The organism is Synechococcus sp. 60AY4M2 (genome assembly GCF_002760375.1).
Lineage (GTDB): Bacteria > Cyanobacteriota > Cyanobacteriia > Thermostichales > Thermostichaceae > Thermostichus.
Genome location: NZ_AUMZ01000001.1, coordinates 926,836 through 950,544 on the forward strand (window position 1 = coordinate 926,836; position 23,709 = coordinate 950,544).

Consider the following 23,709-nt stretch of genomic DNA (forward strand, 5'->3'; position numbering starts at 1 on the left):
CGGGTGTCGGCGTTCAAAACAGGCTGAATAAATCGGCCAAAGTAATCGGTTCCTCTTCAGGCTGGGGCGGCAGCGCTGCCGAGAGGGATCCCAAGGAACGGGCCGCCAAAGCCAGGGGATCCCCCGTCCAGGGGATGGAGGCAAAATGCTCTCGCACCCGTACAAAAGGCATGGGCAGCGAGGGGTCTTGCAGAGGGCGGTTATCCCAATTCAGGCGAGCAAAAAAGCTCTGCACCGATTCTTCCAGAAAAACCTCTGCTGTCATGGCTTGGTCACTCCTTGACCGGAGCGCAACTTTTGGGCAATTTCGCTGGCGCTGGCCCCTTCGTTGAGCCAAAAGGCAGCCGCATCGATGCGATCTTTGCTGCCGAGCAAAAACTTACAGTAGCTTTCTCCCATGGAGTAGCACTGGATCTCGATGCAGTTGAGCTGCCGTTCCACCATGGCGCTGAAAAACCCGGCAAATAAGCCAGCGTAGAGATGGCAAACCGGCTTGCCCACATCCCCCAGGGTGCGGGCCACGGCGGAGTCAAAGAGGTTGATAAAAATAAACCCCTGCCGCCGGCTCTCGGTCTCCACCTCCCAGCGCCCCCAGCCTTGCGAGGTCAAGGGCCACCACCAGGTTTCCAAGAGGAACATCAGGTGGCTCTGCTTGGGTTTGCGCCGATACTCTTCCTCAAACCAGTGGGAGAAGTGGATTGCATCGTTGCGGCCCCACTCGCGGCCAATGGTGTACATCAAGGAGGCCGAGGCATCCCCCACTTCTTCTTCCAGGCCCTGTTGCAAACCTAGGATAAAATCCTCGCTTACCAAGACGTTGCGCGCGCCCGTCCAGTCTACTAGGGATCCCTGGGAGCGGTCGAAGCGAAAAAAATCCTCGCGGCTGTAGTGGTTATGCCGCTGGGCGACAGGTTGCAGGGCAAGCTCGATGGGGCCGGTTGACATGGCTAGAGGGGAGGAGGGTAAATTTTTTCACACTTCTTGCTGAATCATAGCCTTTTCGCCGGGGGCTTTGGCCAGAGCTGTCGATAGGTGCGCCAAAGAAACCCTTGCCGCCGGGAAGCCAGCGACGGCCAAGGGCTGCAGGGGTTTGGGTTTAGGAGGGAGGTCTGACTTTGACGAAGGCGATGGCGGAGCGCCACAGCAGCGATTCTTGTCCCTCAGCGTCGGCCAAACAAAGGCAGTCGGGATCCTGCCAGCGCAACTGGCCGACGAAGACATCGCCGGTATTGAGCTTAACCTCAACGATTTCCCGATCCCGGATCACCCGCTGCAGGCGACGCACGCTTGGGATCCCGGTGTTGAACTCGGTCACAGCAGCCCTCTTGGCCAGCGGAAGGACGGCATGTCGGCAAGCGCACTGCTCTCAGTATAGGGGATCCCTGCCGGCCCGCACCCTGACTTGAGGGCCTCTCCCCGGGACGCTCTCACCCTTTGACCCATTTTCTCTACCAGCGGGTACTATGAAGGGGGGGTGGCGCTCGGAGGAGACGGCGACTCTTGTCAGCCCGTCACGTTTTTTAAGCGAATCTACGGGTGTTCTCCCCGAAAAAAGCCAGCACAATGGGGCTGGGGTGATACAAGGGGCGGGTGTTACCCCAGGGGGCCGATCCAAGGTTAGGATCCCTTCCAACCTGCAATTTTGCCGCCGATTCGTCTTCAACCATCCAACCATCATCAGTGCAGGAGAGATCGTCATGGCAGTTGAGAAAGTGAACTCTTCTTCCAGCCTGGCCGAAGTGATCGACCGCATTTTGGACAAAGGGATCGTGGTCGATGCCTGGGTGCGGGTTTCTCTGGTGGGGATCGAGCTGTTGGCCATTGAAGCTCGCGTTGTCGTGGCTTCGGTGGAAACCTACCTGAAATACGCCGAGGCGGTGGGCCTGACGGCTACTGCTGCTGCCCCTGCCGTCTAAGTCTGGCCGTCTTCAGCCACTTGTAAAGAGGCGGCAGCTGCCTCCCGCAGCCGCTATGGCTTGGCAGTCCTGTCGAAGCAGGTGGCTAGTGAGGCAGGGACCAGGGTAGAGTCTCTGCCTCGCTTTGCTCAGTTCTGGCCAACTTTGACCGACCAACAGCCCGGCTATTCCCGCTCCCAGGTGGAGGACTTGTGCGGCCTGCCGGTTTGCATTGCCACGCAAGTGCCGAAGCCAGCTATCTGGGAGAAGGGAAAAAGGCCGTAGTGCCCCTGACCCACACAAAAGGGTAGTCAGCATTATGGCATTGAATTTATTGAGGTAGAGGAGGCGTACAGCTCGCAGGCAAGCTTCCTAGATGGAGATGGGCTACCTAGTTATGGTGAAAAACCCGACGGGTGGAGACCCTCTGGAAAGCGTGTCAAGCGGGGCCTGTACCAAACGGCAAAGGGGTGGTTGGTCAACGCTGAGGCAAATGCTGCCGCCAACCTGCTTAAGAAAGTCAGCAGAACCTTGGGGCTTTGCGTGAAGGAACTGTCTAGAGGCGCTTTGACAACGCCATTACGGGTTCTTTTGTGGACTGCGTAAGAATCCCCCGCCTTTAGGCGGTGGGAGTGTCAAAGTAAAAACCAACAGGAGAGAGGGAGCGCCATGAGTTTGCGGGAACAGTGGGCCATGGCCCACAACCAACGGGTGGCCCAGAATCAAAGTTTGTTCAGTCAATCCCGGCAGCAGCGTCTGGAGCAGCACCGAGCTCTGATAGCCGAGCTGGAGCAACGCCGCCGGGAACGACAAGAGGCAATCCGGCAACAGAGGGAGCAAACCCGTAGGCAACTGAAGAGCTTCAACCAGAGCCGGGCGGCGCAGCGGGCCTTGGACGAGCATTCTCGCATGGAGGCTGTGGCCCAGCGGGTCAAAGCGGTGGCGGAGCTTCTCTCCCGCATGGCTCAAGAGCGAGCCGCCCAATCGCAGGCCCAGCAGCAGGAGCTGCAGACTTTTCAAGCCAACTTGACAGCGACGGTGGGGAGATTGCTGAGCACCTGTGCACAGGCCCGGCAGACCATGGCCGGCCAAACTCGACAAGCTCGCCAGTCTTTTTATGCTGAGTTGCGGCAGCGGGTACAGGCTTTGCAGCAGCTCGCGCGGCAGGAGCTGGCTCAGGTCGCTCAGGATCAGCGGGCAGAGGCCCAGGCTCTGCGGCAAGCTTTGGCGGCTTTCCGCAGGGCGTTGCACGAGCAGGTCTGGGGGAATGGGATCCCAGAGGCCCAACCCATCATCCCTTCTGAGGGCTTGGAAGGTGAAAAGTCTGAGAGCTCGGCCAATGCCTCGAAAACGGTTTCGGCTGAGGTTTCCCTGCCAAAGCCTGTGGTTGCGGTCTCAGAAGAGGCGGCTCCTCCTCCCCCTCAGCCTGTGGTGACTCCGCCACCACCTGAACCTGCTCCAGTTCGGCCCGCGCCCCCGCAGGAGGCAAGTTCGGATCGCATCATGGCCTACGTCAACAACTATGTAACCAACCTGCAAGCGCAGGCTCCCGATCTAACTTTGCTGCAGGTGATCGGGGATCGGGAGCGGGTGCGGGATCTGCTGGCCCGCGGTGCGGTGGATCTGGGGGTGGATCCCTCCGAGATCCTGGCCACCTTGCGGCGTATGGTGTCAGCGACGGTTGCCATCTGATCCCGGCCTAACACCTGTGAGCGCAAGAAGACCGTTGCCGCTATAGTCGAGGCAAGAGCGTCAAGGCAATTGAGAGTTGGGTATTGCTATGGCCACGGTTCTGCAGGCGCGTCCCCGCCAGTTCGTAAACACTCCTTACATCGAGCGGATTACCCGCCGCGCTTTGCGCTATCTGCAATCGGGTTTTGCGGTGCATCTGCGGGGCCCTTCGGGCACGGGCAAGACTACCCTGGCGATGCATCTGGCTAGCCTGCTGGGCCGTCCCATCATGCTGATCTACGGCGACGATCGCTTCGATTCTTCCGACCTGATCGGGGGGCGCACCGGCTTTACCCATCGGCGGGTGGTGGACAACTTTATCCACTCGGTGGTGAAGACGGAGGAGGATGTGCAGCAGCGCTGGGTGGATGCCCGCCTCACCTTGGCCTGCCGCGAGGGGTTCACCCTCATCTACGACGAGTTCAACCGCTCCCGCCCGGAGGCCAACAACGCCCTCCTGAGCGCTTTGGAAGAGAGGCTGCTGGTGTTGCCGCCGGACAGCAACCGCTCGGAGTATCTGCGGGTGCATCCCCAGTTCCGGGCCATCTTCACCTCCAACCCAGAGGAATACACCGGAGTTCACAAGGCCCAGGATGCGCTGCTGGATCGGATGATCACCATCGATATCGGCGAGCCGGATATCGAGACCGAAAAGGAGATCCTCACCGCGCGCATCGGTCTCTCTGCCCCTGATGCGCTCAAGATCGTCCACATCGTCCGCGCTTTTCGCCGCAAATTGGATCTGACCCGCCACCCCAGCCTGCGCAGTTGTCTGATGATCGGACGCATTGTCAAGGAGCACGAGCTGGCGGTGAGCAAGGACAATGCCGATTTTCGCGCTCTGTGCGCCGACGTGCTGTTGCCCAGGGCCGGCAAGCGCTACGAGGAAGGAGCCCAGGTGCTCAACTATTTGCTGGATCAACTGCCCGGCTGATATTTGTATGCTTTCGCACACTTTGGAGGGAAATTCTCTGTGCCTATTACCTCTCAACCCCTGGCCACGGCAACGCATGGCTCCTCTCTGGCCGATGTCTTGGAGCGGGTTTTGGACAAGGGGATTGTCATCGCCGGGGATATCACCGTTTCGGTGGGCAATGTGGAGCTGCTCAATGTGCGCATTCGGCTGCTGATCGCTTCGGTGGACAAGGCCAAGGAGATTGGGATCAACTGGTGGGAATCGGATCCCTATCTCAGCAGCCAAGCCCGCGAGCTGCTGGAAACCAACCGCCAGTTACTGCAGCGGGTCAGCGAGCTGGAAAAGCAACTGGCCCAAGGCCTGCCCAAGGGAGGAAATGGTAAGGACTAACGCGCTGCCCCGCCAGCGGGGCCAGGGATCCCGGGCTAGACTGGCAGGTGGGGTGGTTTGATTGGGGTGATGCGCATGGCGGTCGGGATCGACCTTGAGCAGAAAAACAGGTGCCAGCTAAGGGGGGTAGCCTGGGCGGTGGGGGTGGCGCTGCTGCTGGCGATCCCCAGCCTGGCTTGGGGGCAAAACCCGCGTGCCCTCAGCATCAGCGCCGATGTCCAGGAGGCCAATGCCAACACGGGGGTGTTTGTAGCCACCGGCAATGTCACCCTCAGCTTTCCCGCCGAGCGCCTCACGGCCCGCGCCCAGAGAGCGGTGTACTACAGCCGGGAGCAGCGGATCGAGCTGGAGGGCCAGGTCACCATCCGCCAAGGGGAAAATCAGTTGCAAGCAGAAAAAGTCATCTATCACATCGAAAAAGGCACCATCCAGGCCGTGCCAGCAGCAGGAGGCCAGGTGGAGTCCGTTTATGTGCTACCAGAACCCACTGCGAGCCCCTAGCTAAGGCTTAGATCCAGATCCTGCTGAGAGAAGTGCTCCTTCGCTGTCTGCTTCTGGAAGAAACGCCCACGAAAGGATTCGAACCTCCGACCCCTGGGACCGGAACCCAGTGCTCTAGTCCGCTGAGCTACGTGGGCAGTACGTGGACTCTATCCTACCCTCCAATTTCGCCTGCCTGCAAGTCTCGCAGGGGGGCAAAGCTACGGCGGTGCTGGGGGCTTGGCCCCAAGCGCTGCAGCGCCAGTCGGTGCTCCTGCGTGCCATAGCCGACGTTGGTGCGCCAGCCGTAGCCGGGGTACTGGTGATCCCAGCTCTGCATCAGGGTATCCCGCCAGACTTTGGCCACGATGGAAGCGGCGGCGATGGAGAGGCTAAGCTGATCCCCTTTGACCAGGGCCGTCTGCCGGGATCCCAGCTCTGCCAACGGCAACCCATCCAGCAGGATGTGCTCCACTTCCCCCACCTGCGCCAGAGCTCGTTGCATGGCCAGCAGCGTGGCCTGGCGAATGTTGAGCTGGTCGATCTCGGCGGCAGAGGCGCTGCCAATGCCTACGGCCAGGGCTACTTGGGCAATCCGCTCCGCCCAGTGGGCGCGCTGCGGCGGGCGCAGTTGTTTGCAGTCTCTCACCCCTGACAGCGCCTCCGGATCCAGATGGGCCGGCAAAATCACCGCCGCCGCCACCACCGGCCCCGCCAGGGCCCCCCGCCCCACCTCATCCACGCCTGCCACCCGCCGCATCCCCTGTTGCCACAGGGATCCCTCCCACTTCAGGCTGGGCTGCACCACCTTGTCCACACCCCCAACTCCGGAGCCAACCATCCTCTTGACCGAGCCAACCGACCAACGGCGAGGTTTGCTCCCGGGCTCAGCGGGCCGGCTAGCTGCTGCGGGAGCGCCGTCGTCTGGAGGCCGCCGGAGATTGCTGAGACGGGTCGATGACTACCTCCTGGGGCGTCACCGTTGCCGGCGGCTCCGCCGTCGATGATACAGGCGGAGGAGTTTGCGGCTCGGAGGGTGCTGGCGGGGGAAGAGTATTTACCGGCTCCTGCTCCGGCAAAGCTGCGGCTTCAGGGGCAACCGTCTCCGCCGTGCCGTTGGCAGAAGTTGCACCGGCCTCCGCCTCTTCCGGGCTGGCCATCTTTACAGTGCCCGGCAGGGCCACCATAACCACCGTGTCGCGGCCCGAGGGCGGTGGCTGATCCAGAAGCAACAGCGGCGACAGCCCTAACTCTGAGTAGACCCGCTGTTGCAAGGGGGTCATCTCCACAGTAATGGCTTGCCGGGCTGGACGGCTTTCTGAGGACTCCACCCCACCGGCGCGAGCGGATCGCCCCGCGGTAGGCTGGTCTCTGTGGGAGCCCTGCTCTTCCCCATCTTCTCCCCGGCTGGGACGCCGGGATTCTTTGCGCTTCTGCTCCGCCCCGCCCCCTGCCGGCTGCAAGAGATCTTCCCCAGGCACCTCCAGACTGCCCCCTTCTGCCTCTCCGCTCCGGGAAACCGGGCGCTGGCCTACGCGGGGATCCACCCACTCGTCGCGGGAGCGTTTGCGCCCCACCTCAATTCGCGATTCCTCCAGATCCGGTCGCTGTTCTGGGGCAGTACGGGAGCGGCTCAGGGAGACACGGCCTTCGGTTCGCGACACCCCATTGCTCCCCAGCCGCAGGCCCGCCCGCTGCGAGTCGCCCTCCTGGAGCAGGCTTGGGCTGGAACCGTCCTCCCCCTCAGTGGGCAACGTTACCGGCAGGCCACTTTCGACCGTCAACAGCCGTCCTGGCTCAGCTCCTGGCAGGCGGGCCAGGATCCCTAGCCCCTCACAAGTAGGACAAGAGTGGCCGAAGATCTCGTAAAGGCTTTGCCCCTGCCGCTTGCGGGTGAGCTCCACCAGCCCCAATTCCGACAACTGAACCACCTGGGGGCGAGCTTTGTCGCTGGAGAGGGCCTTGTTGAAGTGCTCCAAAACCAGCAACTGGTCGCGGCGGGAATCCATGTCGATGAAATCCACCACGATCACGCCGGCAATGTTGCGCAGCCTCAGTTGACGGGCAATCTCGGTAGCCGCCTCACAGTTGGTCCACAGCACTGTCTCGCGAGAGGTGGCCGATTGGGTGAAAGAGCCAGAGTTGACATCGATCACCGTCAGGGCTTCGGTGGGCTCAATGACGATGTAGCCGCCGGAGGGGAGATCCACCCGGGGTCGCAGCGCCTGCCGGATGACTGCATTGACCCGGAAATACTCCAGGATGGGGGTGGGTTCGCGGTGGGCATCGACCACAATACCGGGCGGCATCTGGCCCTTGTTCCAACCTTGCAAATAGCTACGCACCCGCTTCGCCCCTGCCGGCGAGTCGGTAACGATGCGGTTGACGTCCTCCGAGTAGACATCCCGCAGCACTCGCTGGATAAAATCGTCATCTCGGCTGAGCAGCCCCGGACCCCGTGCCGCCTGATACTGCTGTTGAATATCCTCCCAGAGCTTTTTCAATTGCTCCAGGTCTTCGATCATCGCCTCTTCAGACACCCCCTCGGCCTCGGTGCGCACCAACAGGCCCATCTGGGGGGGTTTGATCAAAATAGCCAGCGACTTGAGGCGATTGCGTTCTTCCCGATCCTCGATGCGGCGGGACAGATGAACCCCTTTGCCGTAGGGTCGCAGCACCAAGTACCGCCCTGGAAAGGCCAGATCGCCGGTGAGGCGTGGCCCTTTGTTGCCGGTGGGCTCCTTCATAACCTGCACCAGCACCTTTTGCTGTGGCAGAACCAGCTCCGAGATGGAGGCATGGTTGCGCTTGAGGCGTAGCGGGCCTAGGTCGCTGACGTGAATAAACCCGTTGCGTTCGCCGGAGCCAATGTTGACAAAGGCAGCGTCGATGCTGGGCAGGACGTTCTCGACGATCCCGACGTAGACGTCTCCCACCTGGTAGGTGCCACTGGCAACGATCAGCTCTTGGACTTGGTCTTCGGCAAAAACAGCAGCGACGCGGTGTTGCTCATCAATTACAATCTGCCTGGGCATTAACGTTCCTCCCCGCCCCCAGGGCCTGCGGTTGTGGATTGAACCCTCCTTGCGGCGAGGCGCTGTCCTTTTGGCGGGATCCGCTCAAGTTTTTTTAGCCAGAATCGATTCATCATGAGGCTGTCCATTACCCTAAGCTCTGCTTTGACGGAGGATGACCGATTTGCTGGGCTTCCACTCCACCATTGATGAGGTGAGTCCAAGCTCATCGGATCCTTAGGATTGGGTGGGATTTGCATGGGGATTGATGGATAGGCTCAGGAGGCAAGATGACACCCCTCCGCCTCAGATATCCCAGAAGAGATTAGACGATGGTTCGTGGCAGAACCCCAATCGTGCCAGCCTAGATCCACAGAAAGACAGGGTTTGCACGCGGAAAGAAACACCTTCTCAGGAGAAAAAATATAGTGCTAGAGCCAGGCCACAGGGGCACACCTCTCTGTACCGCCTATCGACTGGGCCCTGTTGCGCCCGTTACCTGCCCTGGGTACTGAGTTAGGGTTGACACTCCCTCCGCCTGAAAGCGGGGGATTCTTACGCAGTCCACAGACGAACTCGTAAAGGCGTTGTCAAGCCGCCTCTGGACAGTTCCTTGGGGCAAAGTTCCAAGGTTCTGCTTACCTTTTCTGATCAGGTTGGTTGAGACGTTGACATCTCCTCGGCGCTTGCCACCGGTCGGGTTTTTCACCGTGATTAGGTGCTCGCCTGGAAACGGTACGCCTCATCAACAAGTATACTAACTCCCTGAGCACCATTGGCGAGCAACCGAAGTTGCTTGCGGGCTTTTCCGCACCGTACTAACTAAAGTACAGGGCCGCCAAGCTATCCTTCTGGGTCTCCATTTCAGAATCCGATCAAACTGTTGCCTGCTGCCTGCCCTGCCTTTGGCCAAGTTGATCCCGGCAAGCTCCGCAGCGGCAGAAGCCAGCAATAGACAACATAGCGCCTGTCGGATCCCCCCCTCCAGACAGGGGCAGAGCCCAGCCTTGGTCTCCTTTTTGTCCGGTCGATCCTGAGGCCGCTCCTCAGTCGGGATCGGAGGTGCCGTCTTGCCACAGCAGACGCAGCCGCCTGGCCATCTGTAGCGTCCAGCGGGGCAAGCCCAAGGACTCGGCCATTTGCACGAGTTGATTGGGCCGCAGGTAAGCGCCGTCGTTGCGGCAACTGCCGCGGTAGAGGAGGCGGGCGCTGCCGTCGGGGGCCAGGCCCTGAAACTCCAGGTAGTAGAGCAGGGGGCGAGCGTTGAAGCGACAGGGTTTGCCGGATTTGGTGGATTTTTCAATCCAAATTTCCCGCGCATCCAGGATCTGGGTAACCCAGGTCGGCCAGTCGGCTTCGGGCAACTCGCAGCTCACGCTGAGTTGATATTCGGCGGCGTAAACCGCTTCGGTAGCCGAGGGATCCCGCAGGCCGATCTCTTGAATGGCCTGGATGGGAATTTCGGGGGGCAGTTGCTCGGCCAGCAGGGCGCGCAGCTCCTCCGGGGTAAAGGGAGCCCCGGGGCGGGCCAGGAGTTCCAGATCGAGGATCTCCCCATAGCCTTCCTGGCCGATGGGCAGGGCGTTGGCGTTAGCCAGGCGGGGCATGGGGTGGTAACCGCCGCTAAAGGCCAGAGGCAGCCCCGCTCGCCGACAGGCCCGTTCCCACAGCCGCATCAGATCCAGGTGGCCCAGCCAGCGCAGATCCCCAGTTTTGCCGTAGGTGATGCGGAAGCGCTGGGCGGGCGGCTGCGGCTCCAGGGGATCTGGGGTGGGGGTGGGCCGGCTTTGCAGGGGTGGGACGGGCGGGGGCGGGATGACGATGTTGTGGCCAAAGCCGGGGCCGCAGATGCCGCAGGCGGAGCACTTCTCAAAGGAGCAGTCTTCCACCGTGATGGCTTCCAGGGCGCGGCGGTAGTCTTTCTGCAGCCATTTTTTGTCGATGCCGGTATCGATGTGATCCCAGGGCAAGGGATCCTCCAGGCCCAATTCGCGCATGGGGAGATGGGCGCAGAGGGCAACCGGATCGGCGCTGGGATCCACCGCTTCGCCGCAGTAGGCCTTGACCCAGGCGGCATAGGCGGCGTCGATGTTTTCCCACCAGGCGTCCAGGCCGGCGCCGGCCCGCCAGGCCTGCTCGATCATGCGGCCCAGGGAGCGATCCCCCTTGCCAATCAAGTCCTCCAGGATGCTAAAGCGAATATCGGTAAAGTGGGCCTTGACTCCCCGCAGCCGCCGCAGTTCCCTTTGCAGCAAGGCCTGCTTGCGCTGCACGTCGGCGTAGTCCACCCGGTGCCACTGGAAGGGGGTGTGGGGCTTGGGGACAAAGTTGGAGACCGTGAGGGTAAACTCCACCTTCTTGTGACCCAAGGCCGCACATTCTCGCTGCAGCATCTCAACCGTGCGGGCAATCCCAATGACATCGGCGTCAGTCTCTCCCGGCAGGCCGATCATGAAATAGAGCTTGATCTTGTCCCAGCCCTCCTGGACGGCGGTGCGAATGCCGCGAATGAGGTCAACATCGCTAAGACCCTTGTTGATGATGTCCCGCAGCCGTTGCGTGCCGGCTTCTGGGGCAAAGGTCAGCCCCGAGCGGCGGGATCCCTTCATGATGGCGGCAATTTGCTCATCGAAGCGATCCACCCGCTGGCTGGGCAGCGAGAGGGCGACGTGCTCCCCCAGCAGGCGGTTGTGCAGCTCGGCCCCCACCGCCGGCAGGGAGAGGTAGTCGGAGCAACTGAGGGAAGAAAGGGAAAATTCGCTGTAGCCGGTTTTGCGCAGGCCCTGCACCACCGCCTCCACCACCGCTTGCGGATCCACATCGCGAGCCGGGCGGGTGAGCATGCCGGGTTGGCAAAAGCGACAGCCGCGGGTACAGCCGCGCCGCACTTCCATGACCAGGCGGTCGTGGACGGTTGCCACCAGCGGTACTAGGCCAATGGAGTACTGCGGTTGGGGCAGGGCCACGCGGCGGCGGATGCGCTCCGGCACGCCGGGCACGATGGGGCGGGGCGGGATCCCCTCGTAAAACTGGGGCACATACACCCCCGGCACCTGGGCCAGCTCCAAGAGCACCTCGCGGCGGGGCTTGGCTAGAGATTGAGCCAGCACCTGGCCGATCTCCGGCAGCACCTCTTCCCCATCCCCGAAGACAAAGAAATCGAAAAAGTCGGCAAAGGGCTCTGGGTTGGAGGTGGCGGTGGGCCCGCCGGCAAAGATCAGGGGACACTCTTGCGGGGTAAAGGGCTGGCGCTCCCACCATTTGAGGGGGATCCCGGCCAGATCCAGCATCTCTAAGATGTTGGTGCCCCCCAGCTCGTAGGCCAGGCTGAAGCCGATGATGTGGAAAGCGCGCAAGGGGCGGCGCGATTCTACGGCAAACAGCGGGATCTGCAACTGCCGCATCCGGGCCGCCAGATCCGGTCCCGGCAGGTAGGTGCGGTCGCACAACTGGTCTGGCTGGGCGTTGAGGATGTTGTAGAGGATGAGGTGGCCCAGGTTGGAGGCCCCCACCTCGTACAGCTCCGGGTAGCTCAGCACCCACCGCACCCGCCCCGACTCCCAGGGGCGGTGGGCGGCGCCGAACTCTTTCCCCAGGTAGCGGGCTGGCCGCTGGATCTCAGGCGTGAGCAGGCGATCCAGATCGATCGGGCCTAGATGGGCTTGCGTGGCAGCCAGAGAGAGCATGAGGATCCGAGCAAGAAGTGAACGCAGCTACTGATCTGACTCTAGCCGAACTTTCCCGGCAACCCAAACCCAAGACGGGGGTGGCGAGACCGTTCCATCTCCCCTCTCCCGGAGGGAGAGGGGTTGGGGGTGAGGGCGCACATCACTCCGGCAGCCGCTGCAAGGCTAGCGCCAACTGTTCGTACTCAGCCAGGTGGTTGTAGACCTGGGCCGAGATGCGCACCCAAAGCTGCCCGGCAAAGGGAAGGATGGGAACCTCGATGCGGTGCACCTGCCAGAGGTAGTCGTGCAGGCGGCGGGCCCGCTCCGCCAAAGGCAGCTCCGGGATCCACTGTTGCCAGAAGGGTGGCAGGGGCAGGGTGGCCATAAAGCCCAGCATCCGCTCCGGGGCAGGTGGGATCCCTTCCAATTGTTCCAAGAGCACCTGCCGCGCCTGCAGCAGCAGCGTGTGGTTGTGCTGGCGCAGCCTCTCCACCCCCAGCTCCTGGATAAAGGCCAGGGCTGCCGAGATGGCCAGCCAGGCGCTGGGATCGCGGGTGCCCACCCAGTCGAACTCGGCTGTGAACCCTTGCCCGTAGCCGTGGGAGATGGCCAGGGGATGGGTTTGGGCCTGGCGGTGGGGGGCCACCCACAGGAAGGCACAGCCTTTGGGGGCAAACAGCCACTTGTGGGCGTTGCCGGTGTACCAATCGGCTCCTAAGCTTTCCAACTCCAACGGGAGAACCCCCGGCGCATGGGCCCCGTCCACCAAGACTGGGATCCCGCGCTCTCGACAGAGGCCAATCAGCTCCGCCAAGGGGTAGACCAGAGCCGTGGGCGAGGTGAGGTGATCCAGCACCGCCAGCCGAGTCTGGGGGGTGAGAATGGCCGCAAACGCCGCCAAAACCTGCTCCGGCCCCGCAATCGGAAAGGGAACCTGGGCTTCCGCCAGCACCGCCCCCCAGCGTTCACAGACATAGCGCAACGCCTGGCGGACGGCCCCATAGCTGTGGCTGGTGTAGGCGATCTGATCCCCTGGCCGAAACGACAGCGAGCGCAGCACGGCATTGACGCCGCCGGTGGCATTTTCCACAAACACAAGGTTTTCAGGCTCAGCCCCAACAAACTGGGCCAGCTCTGCCGCCGCCGCCCGCAAAGCCCGCGGCAGCTCTTCCCCCATAAACTGTACCGGCTGGGCCTCTAGGCGCTCTTGCCAGGCTCGCTGGGCCTGCAGCACCGTTTTCGGGGTCGCGCCGTAGGAGCCGTGATTCAAAAAAATAGCCTGCGGATCCAGCCCCCACAACGAGCGGTCGCAAAGCGGTTTATCGACTGCCATGGGTTTGCCTTGGAAATAAGACCTGGCAAGCATGACCCAAAAAAGAAGAAAAAGAAATTGCTGGGATCTACAAAAACGAGATTGCCAGGCAGCGAGAAGATGTCAACCCCGATCCCAGACAGCAGCAAAGCTTTGGTCAGGTAGCGGAACTTGCAGGTTCCCGGAGAAGGTTGCTCTGAGTGGCCTTAGGAGCCGTCCTTGGATTCGGGGCCAAGATCCGCGATGGGAGCAATTTTGCTCAGCTTAATTTTGGGGTTGCTGCTGATAAATTGCTGCAAGGTCCACTCGTTTTTAAAGAGGAGAACCGGCCTATCTTGAATGTCTTTGACAATGAGGGTGTTAAACAGGCTGGGGAAATTCTGGAGGACTTCCCAGCCGTTTTCTACCCAGCGGGCCAGGGTGTAGGGCAGCATCTCCAGTCGGGTTTCAACATTGTATTCGTGTTCCAGGCGGTACTGCAGCACCTCAAACTGCAACTGGCCCACTGCCGCCACGATCGGATCCCGTTTCGACTCGTCGAGGGAATACATAATCTGCACCGCCCCTTCTTCCCGCAGCTCCGCCACCCCCTTCTGGAACTGTTTAAACTTGGAGGGGTTGGGATTTTTCAGATAGGCAAATAGCTCCGGCGAAAAGCTGGGGATCCCGGCGTAGCGCAACCTCGGGCCGGTGTAGATGGTATCCCCAATCCTGAAGATGCCGGGGTTGTTGAGGCCGATGACATCGCCAGGATAGGCTTCATCGATGGAGATGCGCTCTTGGGCGAACAATTTTTGGGGATAGGAGAGACGGATGGGGCGATTGAGGCGGGCATGGTTGACCACCATGTCCTTCTCGAACTTACCGGAGCAGATGCGTACAAAAGCAATGCGATCCCGGTGGCGGGGATCCATATTGGCCTGCAGCTTAAAGACAAAGCCGGTGAACTCAGGATGTTCGGGTGGGATCAGCCCTGCCGTGCTCTCGTGGGGCATTGGCGGCAGGGAGTACTCGATAAACGCATTGAGAAACAGCTCCACCCCAAAGTTGGTCATGGCGCTGCCGAAAAAGACGGGGGTTTGCTGGCCAGCATGAACCTGTTTGAGATCCAAGCTGGGCATGAGGCCATCCAATAACTCCAGCTCTTCTTTAAATTGGTAATAGAGATCCTTTTCAATCAGTTCTTCAATTTGCGGATCCCCGAGTTTAACGACGGTATCTTTGACCCGCAGCCGCCCCCCCGAGACTCGCTCAAAGAAGTGAAACTCCTGAGTCCGCCGGTCAAACAAAGCTGTGAAGCGCTCCCCTGAGCCAATCGGCCAGGTTACAGGATAGGGCTTGAGGCCCAGCTCCGTCTCGATTTCGTCCATCAGCTCGAGGGGATCCCGGCTGGGGCGATCCATCTTGTTGATGAAGGTAAAGATCGGCAACTTCCGCAGTTGACAGACTTCAAACAGCTTGCGGGTCTGGGGTTCTAGCCCTTTGCCGGCGTCTTCTAGCATCACAGCGTTATCAGCCGCCGCCAGGGTGCGGTAGGTGTCTTCGCTGAAGTCTTGGTGGCCGGGAGTATCGAGCAAGTTGAGGCGAATGTTGCGGTAGTCAAACTGCAACACAGTCGAGGTAATGGAAATGCCCCGTTGTCTTTCCAGCTCCATCCAGTCGGAGGTAACCCGCTTTTGGGCGCGACGGGCCTTCACCGCCCCTGCTTCTTGAATCGCCCCCCCGTACAACAGCAGCTTTTCCGTAAGGGTGGTCTTCCCGGCATCGGGGTGGGAAATAATGGCGAAGGTGCGCCGTTGCTGGATAGCTTTGGCCAAGTCCACTGCTTTCATAAGAAGTAAGTGCTCCAATCAAAACCCGCTCGTCTCACAGCGCGCTGACGCTATGCGACCCTTAAAAAATAGCGATGGCACTCCCCTTGCTGCCCTGCTGCTGCTTCGCAGACGATGGAGAGCTTTAGCGAGGAGTAGAAAAGAGAGAGGCTGGGATGGCCGTCCGCTAGCGGGGGAGGGAGCACAGGTTGAAAAGCCGGGGAAGAGCACTAACCTACTCTGACCGTAGCACAGGACGTGGTTCTGCCGTTGCCTGGCACTCTAGGACAGAGATCCTTTGGAGCGGAATTCCCACCGAGCGGATCGGGATCAACGGGTCTCGTTCAACAGTTGCTTAGCAGTTGCTCAATGGTGGCGATGGTGAAGTTTTGGCTGACCACCAGCCGTTCCACGCGAATGCGGTGGGCCTGCAGCAGGCACTCTTGTTGCAATGCTTTGGGCAGTTGCTCCCAATGGTCCAGCAGGACTGCCAGCAAGATCTCGCCCGGCAAGAGGGATCCCAGCTTTTCCACACTCTCGGCAGACCATTTGAGGGTAAAGCCAGCGGGCAATTTTTTGGGAGACTTTTGGGTGGGAGCCATCTTAGCGCTCCCTCAGCATCGCCTCGAGGACTTCACGGTAGGCCTGAGCCAAGAGTCTTCTCCTGCCTCTGCCAGGCACCAGCCCCTGCTGTTGGTTTGCTGCGCCACCGTTTTGTAGAGAAGTCTCGGCCAGCCCTTGTCTTCAGCCCTCCTCCTGCCCCCTCAGAGGGAAGACAGGAAGCGGTGCAGCCGTTCCAGTCCTTTTTCAAGCGTGGCGCGGTCGGCGGCATAGGAGAGGCGGATGTAGGACTCTGCCCCGAAGGCCACCCCCGGCACGGCGGCCACGTGATGTTCTTTGAGCAGCCGTTGGCAAAACTCTACCGAACCCAAGCCGGTTTGGCCGATGTTGACAAACACATAAAATGCGCCCTCCGGCTCCGGGAAAGTCACCCCCGGCAAGGTGCGGATCCCTTGCACCATCAGATCCCGTCGCTGCCAGAATTCTTGGCGCATCTTCTCCACCGCTGCCGCCGAGAGGGGGCTGGTGAGAGCCTCCAGGGCGCCGTACTGGGCAAAGGTGCAGACGTTGGAGGTGCTGTGGCTTTGCAGGCTGATGGCCGCCTCGATGATGGGCTTAGGGCCCGCCAAGTAGCCAATCCGCCAGCCGGTCATGGCATAGGCTTTGGCGAAGCCGCTGCTGAGGATCAGTCGCGGCATCAAGTCAGGGCAAAGGGATCCCAGGCTGATGTGGCGGGCTTGGCCGTAAACCAGCTTTTCGTAGATCTCATCGCAGACCACATAGAGATGGGGAACCGAGAGGATCACCTCTGCCAAAGCTGCCAGCTCCTGCCGGTGATAGACAGCGCCGGTGGGGTTGGCCGGCGAGTTGAGGATGAGCAACTTGCTGCGGGGGGTGAGGGCCTGGCGCAGTTGGTCGGCGGTGAGCTTGAACCCCTGGCCCTCTTGCGTCTCCACCCGCACCACCTTGGCCCCGGCCAGAGCCACCATCTCGGGATAGCTAACCCAGTAGGGGACGGGCAGGATCACCTCGTCGCCGGGATCCAGGAGCACCATGGCCAGGTTAAACAGGGTTTGCTTGCCGCCGTTGCTAATCAGGATCTGGTCGGGGCTGTAGTCCAAGCCGTTTTCTCGGCGCAATTTGTCTGCCACCGCCTGGCGCAGGGTGGGGATCCCGGCAGTGGGGCCGTAGCGGGTTTTGCCCTCTTCCAGGGCGCGGATGGCGGCAGCCCGAATGTGCTCAGGGGTGTCGAAGTCCGGCTCGCCAGCGCTCAGGATACAGACATCCAGACCCTCTGCCCGCATGGCCTTGGCCAGAGCCGAAATCGACAGCGTTGCGGAAGGAGAGAGACGAGCAACCCGTTGGGACAAGCCGGCAGCAGACACCATCAGTTGGGGATCTGGGGTAGCAGGTTGGGTTAGTTTTAGGCAGTTAGGCCACCGCTGTCAAGAGGCGGCTGCCATCCACCAGCAGCAGCTTATGACCCTCCCGCTCCGCCAACAGATCCCAAAACTCGCCGGCGACGGCCCCCGGCAAGAACCCTTCCAGACGCAGCTGCAGGGGGGGGAATTGCTTGTTCCCCTGGGGCTTGCGCCGCACCGTCACCCAGATGAAGCCGTCGTGGGGCTCGACGATGCCGCGAATGTTAAAGCCCTCCTCTACATCCTCGGGGGCAGGCAGAAAGGGCTCGTCCAGATCTGGATCTTGCTCCTCCTCCGGCAAGGCCAGGATGCGGATAACGCTCAGGCCCAAAGTGCCGCCCGACCGCGGCTGCGGCTGCACGTAGTACCAGTAGGTGTGGCCGCTCTCGATGCAATAGGTGAAAGGGCGCAGCAGCTCCGCGCGGCCAGGGGTGGCCGGATACTCTACGCCATCGGCGGCAACCAGCGTCGCCTGAGCATAAGTCTGCGGGATCGATTTTAGGGATCCCTTGATCAAGCCCAGGGCGCGGAACTGGTAGGGGTAGGCAGGAGGGGGCAGTGGGTTCATCAGGAACAGGGGTAGAAGCTATGGGGGTAGGGTCTACAAGTTTATCCCATGGCGGTAGTCACCTTAGAGGTATAGGCGGCTGCTAATCCAGCAAAAATTGCACCCACTTCGGCGGCGGCGGCAGCGGACAGCGGAAATGCTCCATCACCAGAGCTGCCACCAAATGCACCGTGAAGACGTAGACCAGGGAGTTAAAGGCGATAAACCCTGCCACCACCACCTGAACCATCCAGGGTTCTGCCACCCAGTACACGCCCAGCCTGGCCAGAGACACATCCAGCAGCCAGTTGGTCAAGCCGGTGAGTTGGATGGTGACGTAAGTCCAGAGGTTTTCCCCCACCAACAGCGAGGAGAGCAGCAACTGGAAAACGAGGCCGAAAGCGCTGAGGGCAGCGCCGCTGGCCACCGAGACATACCAGGAAAGGCGCCGCCGCCATAGGCGGGCACACCAGTAGCCCAGCAGGCCGTAGGGAATGACGTAGAGAATGCTGCGCGTGGGCCCCATCAGCACCGTCAGCAACAGAGCAGAGACCGCCAGCGCCATCGCCCCGGTGCGGGGATCCCAGCGCATCACCGCCAGCGCCACCGGAATGGGGAAAAACAGACGCATAAACGGGGCCAGCGGCGTGTAGCTCAAGATCCAGATCAAAGCAGCAGTGCTGGCTAAGAAAGCTGTCTCCACCACCCTTAGAGCCGGAGAGCGGGGAGGTGGCGGGGGCAAGGGAGGAAAATCCTGCTGCACAGGAGGCTGAGGGGACGCAGGCACAGCGAGAAAAAGAAAAGAAAACTGTTCCCAGCTTAGGTCAGCGGTTGTGGAGTTGGTTGCAGTTGGGGAGCAAGGGCTCGGCTACTTGACCTTGCCGCTCCGCAAGACTTACACAACGCTAAACAAAAACGAACTTTTGTCCAGCGTCGTTGCTTCCTTTCTACTTCCACGACCCATACCTCGTTGGTTGCCCAACCCCCCCTTAGTCCCCCCGTATACGGGGGGATGTAGGGGGGCAGAGGAGTCTTCACAGGCGTAACTTCCCGTCGTTCGCGGCAGCGGGCCGTAGGCCTTGAACACAGTTGGCTGGAAGGGAAGAACCTGTTCACCACAACCAACTGACAGCTCTAGAGCTTGCACTTGTACTCTAGCTGTCGCCGAAACTCATAGAACCCACAGTCAGCAATGCTGCCTACCAACTTGTGGTTCTTGAGCATCCCTGAAACGTAAGGACGCCGTCCCGCTGACGCGAACAGTTTTTCTCAGCAAAACCCTGACTGACTAGAGGCAGACCCGACCTCCCCCTGTGGCAGAGCTCTGGATCCTCTTCCCATCCCAGCCCACCTGCCAAACTTGGCCCGCTACTGCCACCTCATCCCCCAGGCGTAACTTGCGCCCTCGCCGGGTTTCCACCTCGCCGTTGACCCGCACCTGCCCCGCCTGGATGAGCTGCTTGGCCTGCCCGCCGGTGGGCACAACTCCCGTCAGCTTGAGAAATTGATCCAGTTTGATAAGGGGATCCCCTGCTGGAGGAGCTTGGGAAGGGGGAAGAGTCTCGGCCATAACCTCACCGTTCTGGCTTGGATGTTGGCTGATCCAACTTTTTAAGATCCAACTTTTTAATTTTGACGCTGCTGCTCTGCCGGGATGGGCGATCCCCTAGGGCTACGGGCTATCGGCAGCAGCCGAAGCGGTGGGCTCGCCTTCGGCAGACCAAAACTCATAGGCAGCCTGGGAGAGTTTGGCGATTAGCTCTTCGGCTTTGGGATCGTTGGGAGTTTCCCGCTTTACCCACACTGCTGCCACGTAGCGTCGCCCGTTGGGCAAATCGAGTATGCCGGCATCTCCCACCACCGACCTGAGAGTTCCCGTCTTGTGGGCAATGCGCACCTCTTGGCCCAAGTTGGGGCGAAAATAGGAGGGCCGCTGCGTGCGCCAGAGGATGTCCAAAAAGCGGTCGCGGCTGCGGCGGCTGAGCATTCGCCCCTGCTCCACCTGGCTGAGCAGCCAGACCATGTCGCGCGGGCTGCTGGTGTTGGTGCCCTCCAAATCCGGCAGCCACCAGGAAATTTGCGTGTGCTGCAGCCCCCACTGGCGAAACTTTTGGTTGAGGGCTTCCTGACCGCCGAGGCGATCGATGATGAGGTTGGCGGCGAAGTTGTCGCTGATGGTGCTCATGAGGGTAGCTGCCTCCAGAGCAGAGACCCGGGATCCGAGGGGACGGGTCTGCAATACGCCAGCTCCCCCGCCCCTGAGGTCTTCTCTCAAAGTCAGCCTCTCGTCCAGCCGCACCTGACCCGTTTCCACTGCCTGCAAAAAAGCCAGGAGAATCGGGATCTTGATGACGCTGGCGGCAGGAAAAACCTGATCCGGCCTCACCCCGGCAAAGGCGCCGCTTTCCACCTCCCAGAACAGGGCTCCTGCTGTCAGGCCCGGCTGATCGGCCAGAGCAGCCAAGCGCTCCTGCAAAGCGGGGATTTCCTGTCCTCTTAACAGGTCTGTGGGCAAGGTGGAGGGGAGCTCCTGCATCGCATCCTGTTCTGGCCGGGCAGGAGTGGTCGATTGCAGCAGTTGCGATAGGCCAGCCATCGTCAGGCCCAACATCAGGCTGAGGCCCAGGCCTCGCAACAACACCTCCAACAGGGCCGGAGACCGCCTCAGGCGGCGAGGCTGGGCAGCTCGTTGGCGCATCCGGGCAATGGCTCTTTGGCGAGAGAGGCGCAGCGGTTGGGGGCGGGAAGCCAAGAGGGATCCCTCGGCAGCCGGAGCAGGCAGCAAGTGGCGAGAAGGGGAGGCAGCCTGAGTGAAGCGGCGCTGACGACGCACCGGATCCCGAGACCTTTCTCGAGCTAAGCTGCTGCCTTTCCCCTCCCCTGTCCTCGCCATAAGAACGACTGCCCCAACGAAGGTCTTGATGACCGATATCGCGACAATTTTACTGAACTTGCGCCGGCGAGCCCGGTTCAATTAAACCCACAGATCGGCGAACCTGGCTTGGGAAAGTTTGGCGAGGGAGAGCTTTGGAGCTTGGCCATCTCCGGCCCTCCACCCCTCCTGAGTCGGCAGTCGGGCTGCTTCGACCTCTTGGGAAGCCCCTCGAGAAGAAGATCGCGGAGAAACAGGGGCAACTCCTCAGGCAATCGCGACCTTGTTCTCCGAGGGTGAATCCGAAGCTCGGCCTGCTCCGTACTTGAGGTGGCTTGTTCTCCGACCGAGGAGCTTTTTCCATATTGTTGACGCTTTTGCTGGATTCGGCCTTGCGGCCTCGTTTTGTCTTCAAAACTTTTTGGGGCGTCTGCCTAGCTGCTGACTTGTTTCTCAGCGGCTGCGGGAGCAGCAACTCGGCGACCCCTGCGCCGGGAGCTGTAGTCTCTACGGCTACCTTGACCCTATCTCCTGCTGCCGAAGTACCGCCGGTAGCGGTGCCCAGCTCCGCCAGCGGCAGTGCTGTGGTCACTTTAAACCAAACCGCCCGTACCCTATCTGTTGAGCAGGTCTCCAGCTTCTTGGCCGGGGCCTACTACCTCAACATCCATACGCAAGCCAATCCTGCCGGCGAGTTGCGGGCCCAGGTGGTTTTCCCTCGCTAAACCTGAGAGGCGACTTCTCAGCCGCCTAGGCGGCGCGGAGCCCTGCGAGGGCACCTTTTATACCTGCTGGGCCGGGTGGACTGTCTCTTGCAGGGTCCCGCCGTCGGCAGGTTGTCTAAATAGCAGGGAAGTTGGCTGCCCAAGCCTCTGCCTGGGCGGCTCCTGTGCTCTAACTTTTGCGACCAGCGGAGGCGGTAGGGCTTGCCCGACGGGGATCCCTCTTTGGGGGGCGGCTCGGATCCGGGCCAAATTGGCTATCCTAGAGATGAGGGGGTTGGTCGATAACGGAGTTTCCCCATCGCGACACGTATCCCAAGTGAGATCCTCGACACCCCAAAGCCGAAGCTGGTGGGAGGCAACAATGGCTGACTACAACCGCGGCATTATGAGGTTCAAGGGGGCGGATAGCCCAATTGTGGTTCTGATCTCGGCCAGCATTGTGGCGGGGGTGGTCTCGGCCCTGATCTGGTGGGCGTTGCACTTCGCTTACGCGGCTTGAGATCCCAGGTTCCTTCTCGACGGACTGGAAGAGAGTCCGAGGTTGCGGTTGCTGGCGAGCAGTCGCTAGGTTGGAGCAGCGCAGTTTTGCAGCGCCTGCGGCAGTCCTTGCAGCGTTGGTACTGCCAGCAGGGTCGAGATCTGCCCTGGCGACGCACGCGGGATCCCTATGCCATTTGGGTGGCGGAGGTGATGCTGCAACAGACCCAGGTGGCAACCGTGATCCCCTACTTTCAGCGCTGGATGGAGGCTCTGCCCGGGATCCCAGAGTTGGCGACGGCTCCGCAGCAACAAGTGCTGAAACTGTGGGAAGGGCTGGGCTACTACCGGCGGGCGCTGAATCTGCACAGAGCTGCTCAAATCCTGATGCAGGAACACGGGGGCCAGTTTCCCAGGAATCTGGAGCAGGTGCTGGCGCTGCCGGGGATCGGGCGCACCACCGCTGGCGGCATTCTCAGCGCCGCCTTTGACCTGCCCCTGCCGATTTTGGAGGGCAACGTCAAGCGGGTGTTGGCCCGCCTGGTGGCTTTGCCCCAGCCGCCGGCCCGTTGTCTGCCCCTGTTGTGGCGGCTTTCGCAGCAGTTGCTGGATCCCGAGCAGCCGCGCACCTTTAACCAGGCCCTGATGGACTTGGGCGCGACCATCTGCCGGCCCCGGCAGCCTCGCTGTGGCCAATGTCCTTGGCAGGCCGATTGCGCTGCCTACAATCGAGGTCAACAGCAACACCTGCCTATGTCTGAGCCCCGTCCCTCGCGCCCTCACAAACAGATCGCGGTGGCCATCGTTTTGCGAGGGAAAGAGATCCTCATCGATCGGCGGCTGGAAAGCTCCATGCTCAGCGGCCTGTGGGAGTTCCCCGGCGGCAAAATCGAGCCGGGAGAAACCCCTGCGGAGTGTGTGGTGCGGGAGGTGAAAGAAGAAATCGGCATCGACATTGAGGTGGTGGCTCCGCTGGCCACCATCGAACATGCCTACACCCATTTCACCATCACCCTTATTGCTTTTATCTGCCGCTATTTGCGCGGAGAAGCTCAAGCCCTGCAATGCAGCGAAGTGCGCTGGGTCGAGCCGGCGGAGCTGTCGCAATTTCCCTTTCCGGCAGCCAATCAAAAGTTGTTTCCCCACTTGTATGCTTGGCTGGCAGAGCATGGCAACCCATGATGAACCCACCCAATCCGCCAAATGGCTTAGACCCTTCTGGAACGTTTACCCCAAGACATTCGATAGGATAGTAGATGTCCTGCTGCCGTGAGCTACGGATATGCTTGTCACTCTGGAAAAAGCTGGGGAGATTCTGGCTAAGGGATCCCACACAGCCATCACAACCACAGATGGCAAGATCGCGCTGGTGCCCAAGGGAAAAGAAACCCTCAAACTGACGGCCAACGAAGCCATTAACCTGATGTTTTACGTCGTCCGCTCCGCTGAACCGGCAGAGACGGTGATGGCCCAACTGGAGGAGGCAGTTGCCAAAGCTCAAGCCCCCGATCCAGCCGAGGAACGGGCCAGAAAATATCGAGAACTTCGTGGCGTCTAAAGGGGTGGCATTCGTGCCGGGTGGAGCCTTTCGCCAACTGGAGAGCATGCCTCTAACCCCCAAAACCCTGAACTTTGCTGAATTTACTGAGCTTTAGGCGGTTTGGCAAAAGTCATTGAGAGGGATATAGTAGACCAAGTTTCCCCCTGATCCTTGAGTCCACCGCAACGGTTGCCGGGAAGTGAAGGGGGAAAGCGCTCGGGGGGTATTCCTCAGGGCTTTGCGGGATACCGCCTTCCTGCTCAGAGATAGGCAGGATGGGATCGCTTCTTTCCTGAACCATGTTCAGGAGAGTTCAGCGTGAATGTATCAGAGACTCCAAAACTTAAAA

At 60.9% G+C, this 23,709-nt stretch carries 23 protein-coding genes and 1 tRNA gene; 9 read left to right on the forward strand and 15 right to left on the reverse strand.

Translation table 11 applies throughout. The annotated features are described in order from the left end of the window. Nucleotides 1–13: 13 nt before the first annotated feature. From SYN60AY4M2_RS04030 to SYN60AY4M2_RS04040, 3 genes are all read right to left on the reverse strand, one after another. Nucleotides 14–265 carry a hypothetical protein gene (locus SYN60AY4M2_RS04030; protein WP_011429720.1) on the reverse strand — a complete coding sequence of 84 codons (252 nt, stop codon included), beginning with the start codon at nt 263–265 and terminating at the stop codon, nt 14–16. Continuing rightward, nucleotides 262–945 (reverse strand): V4R domain-containing protein, encoded by a 684-nt coding sequence (locus SYN60AY4M2_RS04035; RefSeq protein WP_011429719.1) that lies wholly within the window; start codon nt 943–945, stop codon nt 262–264. The genes SYN60AY4M2_RS04030 and SYN60AY4M2_RS04035 overlap by 4 nt, the downstream gene beginning before the upstream one ends. A 151-nt stretch (nt 946–1,096) precedes the next feature. Then, nucleotides 1,097–1,315, reverse strand: coding sequence for a hypothetical protein (locus SYN60AY4M2_RS04040; protein WP_011429718.1), 219 nt, complete (start codon nt 1,313–1,315; stop codon nt 1,097–1,099). A 382-nt stretch (nt 1,316–1,697) separates the two neighbouring features. Between SYN60AY4M2_RS04040 and gvpA the strand changes: the two genes are divergently transcribed. From gvpA to SYN60AY4M2_RS04070, 5 genes are all read left to right on the forward strand, one after another. After that, the gene (gene gvpA, locus SYN60AY4M2_RS04045) at nt 1,698–1,916 is read left to right on the forward strand and encodes a gas vesicle structural protein GvpA (protein WP_011429717.1); all 219 of its coding nucleotides are present in this window, start codon (nt 1,698–1,700) and stop codon (nt 1,914–1,916) included. Nucleotides 1,917–2,564: 648 nt separating this feature from the next. After that, the gene (gvpC, locus tag SYN60AY4M2_RS04055; RefSeq protein WP_099812338.1) at nt 2,565–3,587 is read left to right on the forward strand and encodes a gas vesicle protein GvpC; all 1,023 of its coding nucleotides are present in this window, start codon (nt 2,565–2,567) and stop codon (nt 3,585–3,587) included. 88 nt (nt 3,588–3,675) lie between these two features. Then, on the forward strand, nt 3,676–4,560 hold the full coding sequence (gvpN, locus tag SYN60AY4M2_RS04060) for a gas vesicle protein GvpN (RefSeq protein ID WP_011429714.1): 885 nt from the start codon (nt 3,676–3,678) through the stop codon (nt 4,558–4,560). A gap of 39 nt (nt 4,561–4,599) precedes the next feature. Beyond that, entirely contained in the window at nt 4,600–4,932 is a 333-nt protein-coding gene (locus tag SYN60AY4M2_RS04065) for a gas vesicle protein (RefSeq protein ID WP_011429713.1), read from the forward strand. Between the two features lie 69 nt (nt 4,933–5,001). Then, complete coding sequence (locus SYN60AY4M2_RS04070; protein WP_228375437.1) at nt 5,002–5,433, forward strand: LptA/OstA family protein; 432 nt, start codon at nt 5,002–5,004, stop codon at nt 5,431–5,433. 63 nt (nt 5,434–5,496) lie between these two features. Here the strand turns inward: SYN60AY4M2_RS04070 and SYN60AY4M2_RS04075 are convergent. The 12 genes from SYN60AY4M2_RS04075 to SYN60AY4M2_RS04130 all read right to left on the reverse strand — a co-directional run bounded on the left by SYN60AY4M2_RS04075 (nt 5,497) and on the right by SYN60AY4M2_RS04130 (nt 20,639). After that, nucleotides 5,497–5,570, reverse strand: a tRNA-Arg gene (locus SYN60AY4M2_RS04075). A gap of 17 nt (nt 5,571–5,587) precedes the next feature. Continuing rightward, nucleotides 5,588–6,172 (reverse strand): ribonuclease HII, encoded by a 585-nt coding sequence (locus SYN60AY4M2_RS04080; RefSeq protein ID WP_206336863.1) that lies wholly within the window; start codon nt 6,170–6,172, stop codon nt 5,588–5,590. A 139-nt stretch (nt 6,173–6,311) separates the two neighbouring features. Continuing rightward, a complete protein-coding gene (locus SYN60AY4M2_RS04085; RefSeq protein ID WP_099812339.1) occupies nt 6,312–8,447 on the reverse strand; it encodes an Rne/Rng family ribonuclease in 2,136 nt (711 codons plus the stop codon). Between the two features lie 1,025 nt (nt 8,448–9,472). After that, nucleotides 9,473–12,112, reverse strand: a complete 2,640-nt coding sequence (locus tag SYN60AY4M2_RS04090; protein ID WP_099812340.1) for a TIGR03960 family B12-binding radical SAM protein — start codon at nt 12,110–12,112, stop codon at nt 9,473–9,475. Nucleotides 12,113–12,254: 142 nt separating this feature from the next. Further along, on the reverse strand, nt 12,255–13,427 hold the full coding sequence (locus SYN60AY4M2_RS04095; protein ID WP_041438899.1) for an aminotransferase class V-fold PLP-dependent enzyme: 1,173 nt from the start codon (nt 13,425–13,427) through the stop codon (nt 12,255–12,257). A gap of 185 nt (nt 13,428–13,612) precedes the next feature. After that, nucleotides 13,613–15,238, reverse strand: coding sequence for a peptide chain release factor 3 (locus SYN60AY4M2_RS04100; RefSeq protein WP_099812341.1), 1,626 nt, complete (start codon nt 15,236–15,238; stop codon nt 13,613–13,615). A 323-nt stretch (nt 15,239–15,561) separates the two neighbouring features. Next, complete coding sequence (locus tag SYN60AY4M2_RS04105; protein WP_011429706.1) at nt 15,562–15,819, reverse strand: hypothetical protein; 258 nt, start codon at nt 15,817–15,819, stop codon at nt 15,562–15,564. Between the two features lie 162 nt (nt 15,820–15,981). Continuing rightward, nucleotides 15,982–17,166 (reverse strand): pyridoxal phosphate-dependent aminotransferase, encoded by a 1,185-nt coding sequence (locus tag SYN60AY4M2_RS04110; protein WP_011429705.1) that lies wholly within the window; start codon nt 17,164–17,166, stop codon nt 15,982–15,984. Between the two features lie 43 nt (nt 17,167–17,209). Further along, nucleotides 17,210–17,767: a hypothetical protein gene (locus SYN60AY4M2_RS04115; protein WP_011429704.1), complete on the reverse strand. Its 558-nt coding sequence runs from the start codon at nt 17,765–17,767 to the stop codon at nt 17,210–17,212. A gap of 82 nt (nt 17,768–17,849) precedes the next feature. Beyond that, on the reverse strand, nt 17,850–18,488 hold the full coding sequence (locus SYN60AY4M2_RS04120) for a DUF2232 domain-containing protein (protein ID WP_240527718.1): 639 nt from the start codon (nt 18,486–18,488) through the stop codon (nt 17,850–17,852). 546 nt (nt 18,489–19,034) lie between these two features. Then, on the reverse strand, nt 19,035–19,316 hold the full coding sequence (locus SYN60AY4M2_RS04125) for an RNA-binding S4 domain-containing protein (protein ID WP_011429702.1): 282 nt from the start codon (nt 19,314–19,316) through the stop codon (nt 19,035–19,037). 102 nt (nt 19,317–19,418) lie between these two features. Beyond that, entirely contained in the window at nt 19,419–20,639 is a 1,221-nt protein-coding gene (locus SYN60AY4M2_RS04130; RefSeq protein ID WP_099812342.1) for a serine hydrolase, read from the reverse strand. Between the two features lie 371 nt (nt 20,640–21,010). Here SYN60AY4M2_RS04130 and SYN60AY4M2_RS04135 point away from each other — a divergent pair, with 371 nt between their 5' ends. The 4 genes from SYN60AY4M2_RS04135 to SYN60AY4M2_RS04145 all read left to right on the forward strand — a co-directional run bounded on the left by SYN60AY4M2_RS04135 (nt 21,011) and on the right by SYN60AY4M2_RS04145 (nt 23,378). Further along, on the forward strand, nt 21,011–21,343 hold the full coding sequence (locus SYN60AY4M2_RS04135; protein ID WP_011429700.1) for a CHRD domain-containing protein: 333 nt from the start codon (nt 21,011–21,013) through the stop codon (nt 21,341–21,343). A 361-nt stretch (nt 21,344–21,704) separates the two neighbouring features. Further along, on the forward strand, nt 21,705–21,842 hold the full coding sequence (locus SYN60AY4M2_RS14025) for a hypothetical protein (protein ID WP_041438154.1): 138 nt from the start codon (nt 21,705–21,707) through the stop codon (nt 21,840–21,842). A gap of 86 nt (nt 21,843–21,928) precedes the next feature. Then, a complete protein-coding gene (gene mutY / locus SYN60AY4M2_RS04140) occupies nt 21,929–23,002 on the forward strand; it encodes an A/G-specific adenine glycosylase (protein WP_099812343.1) in 1,074 nt (357 codons plus the stop codon). A gap of 100 nt (nt 23,003–23,102) precedes the next feature. Continuing rightward, nucleotides 23,103–23,378: a hypothetical protein gene (locus SYN60AY4M2_RS04145; RefSeq protein WP_099812344.1), complete on the forward strand. Its 276-nt coding sequence runs from the start codon at nt 23,103–23,105 to the stop codon at nt 23,376–23,378. Nucleotides 23,379–23,709: the final 331 nt, after the last annotated feature.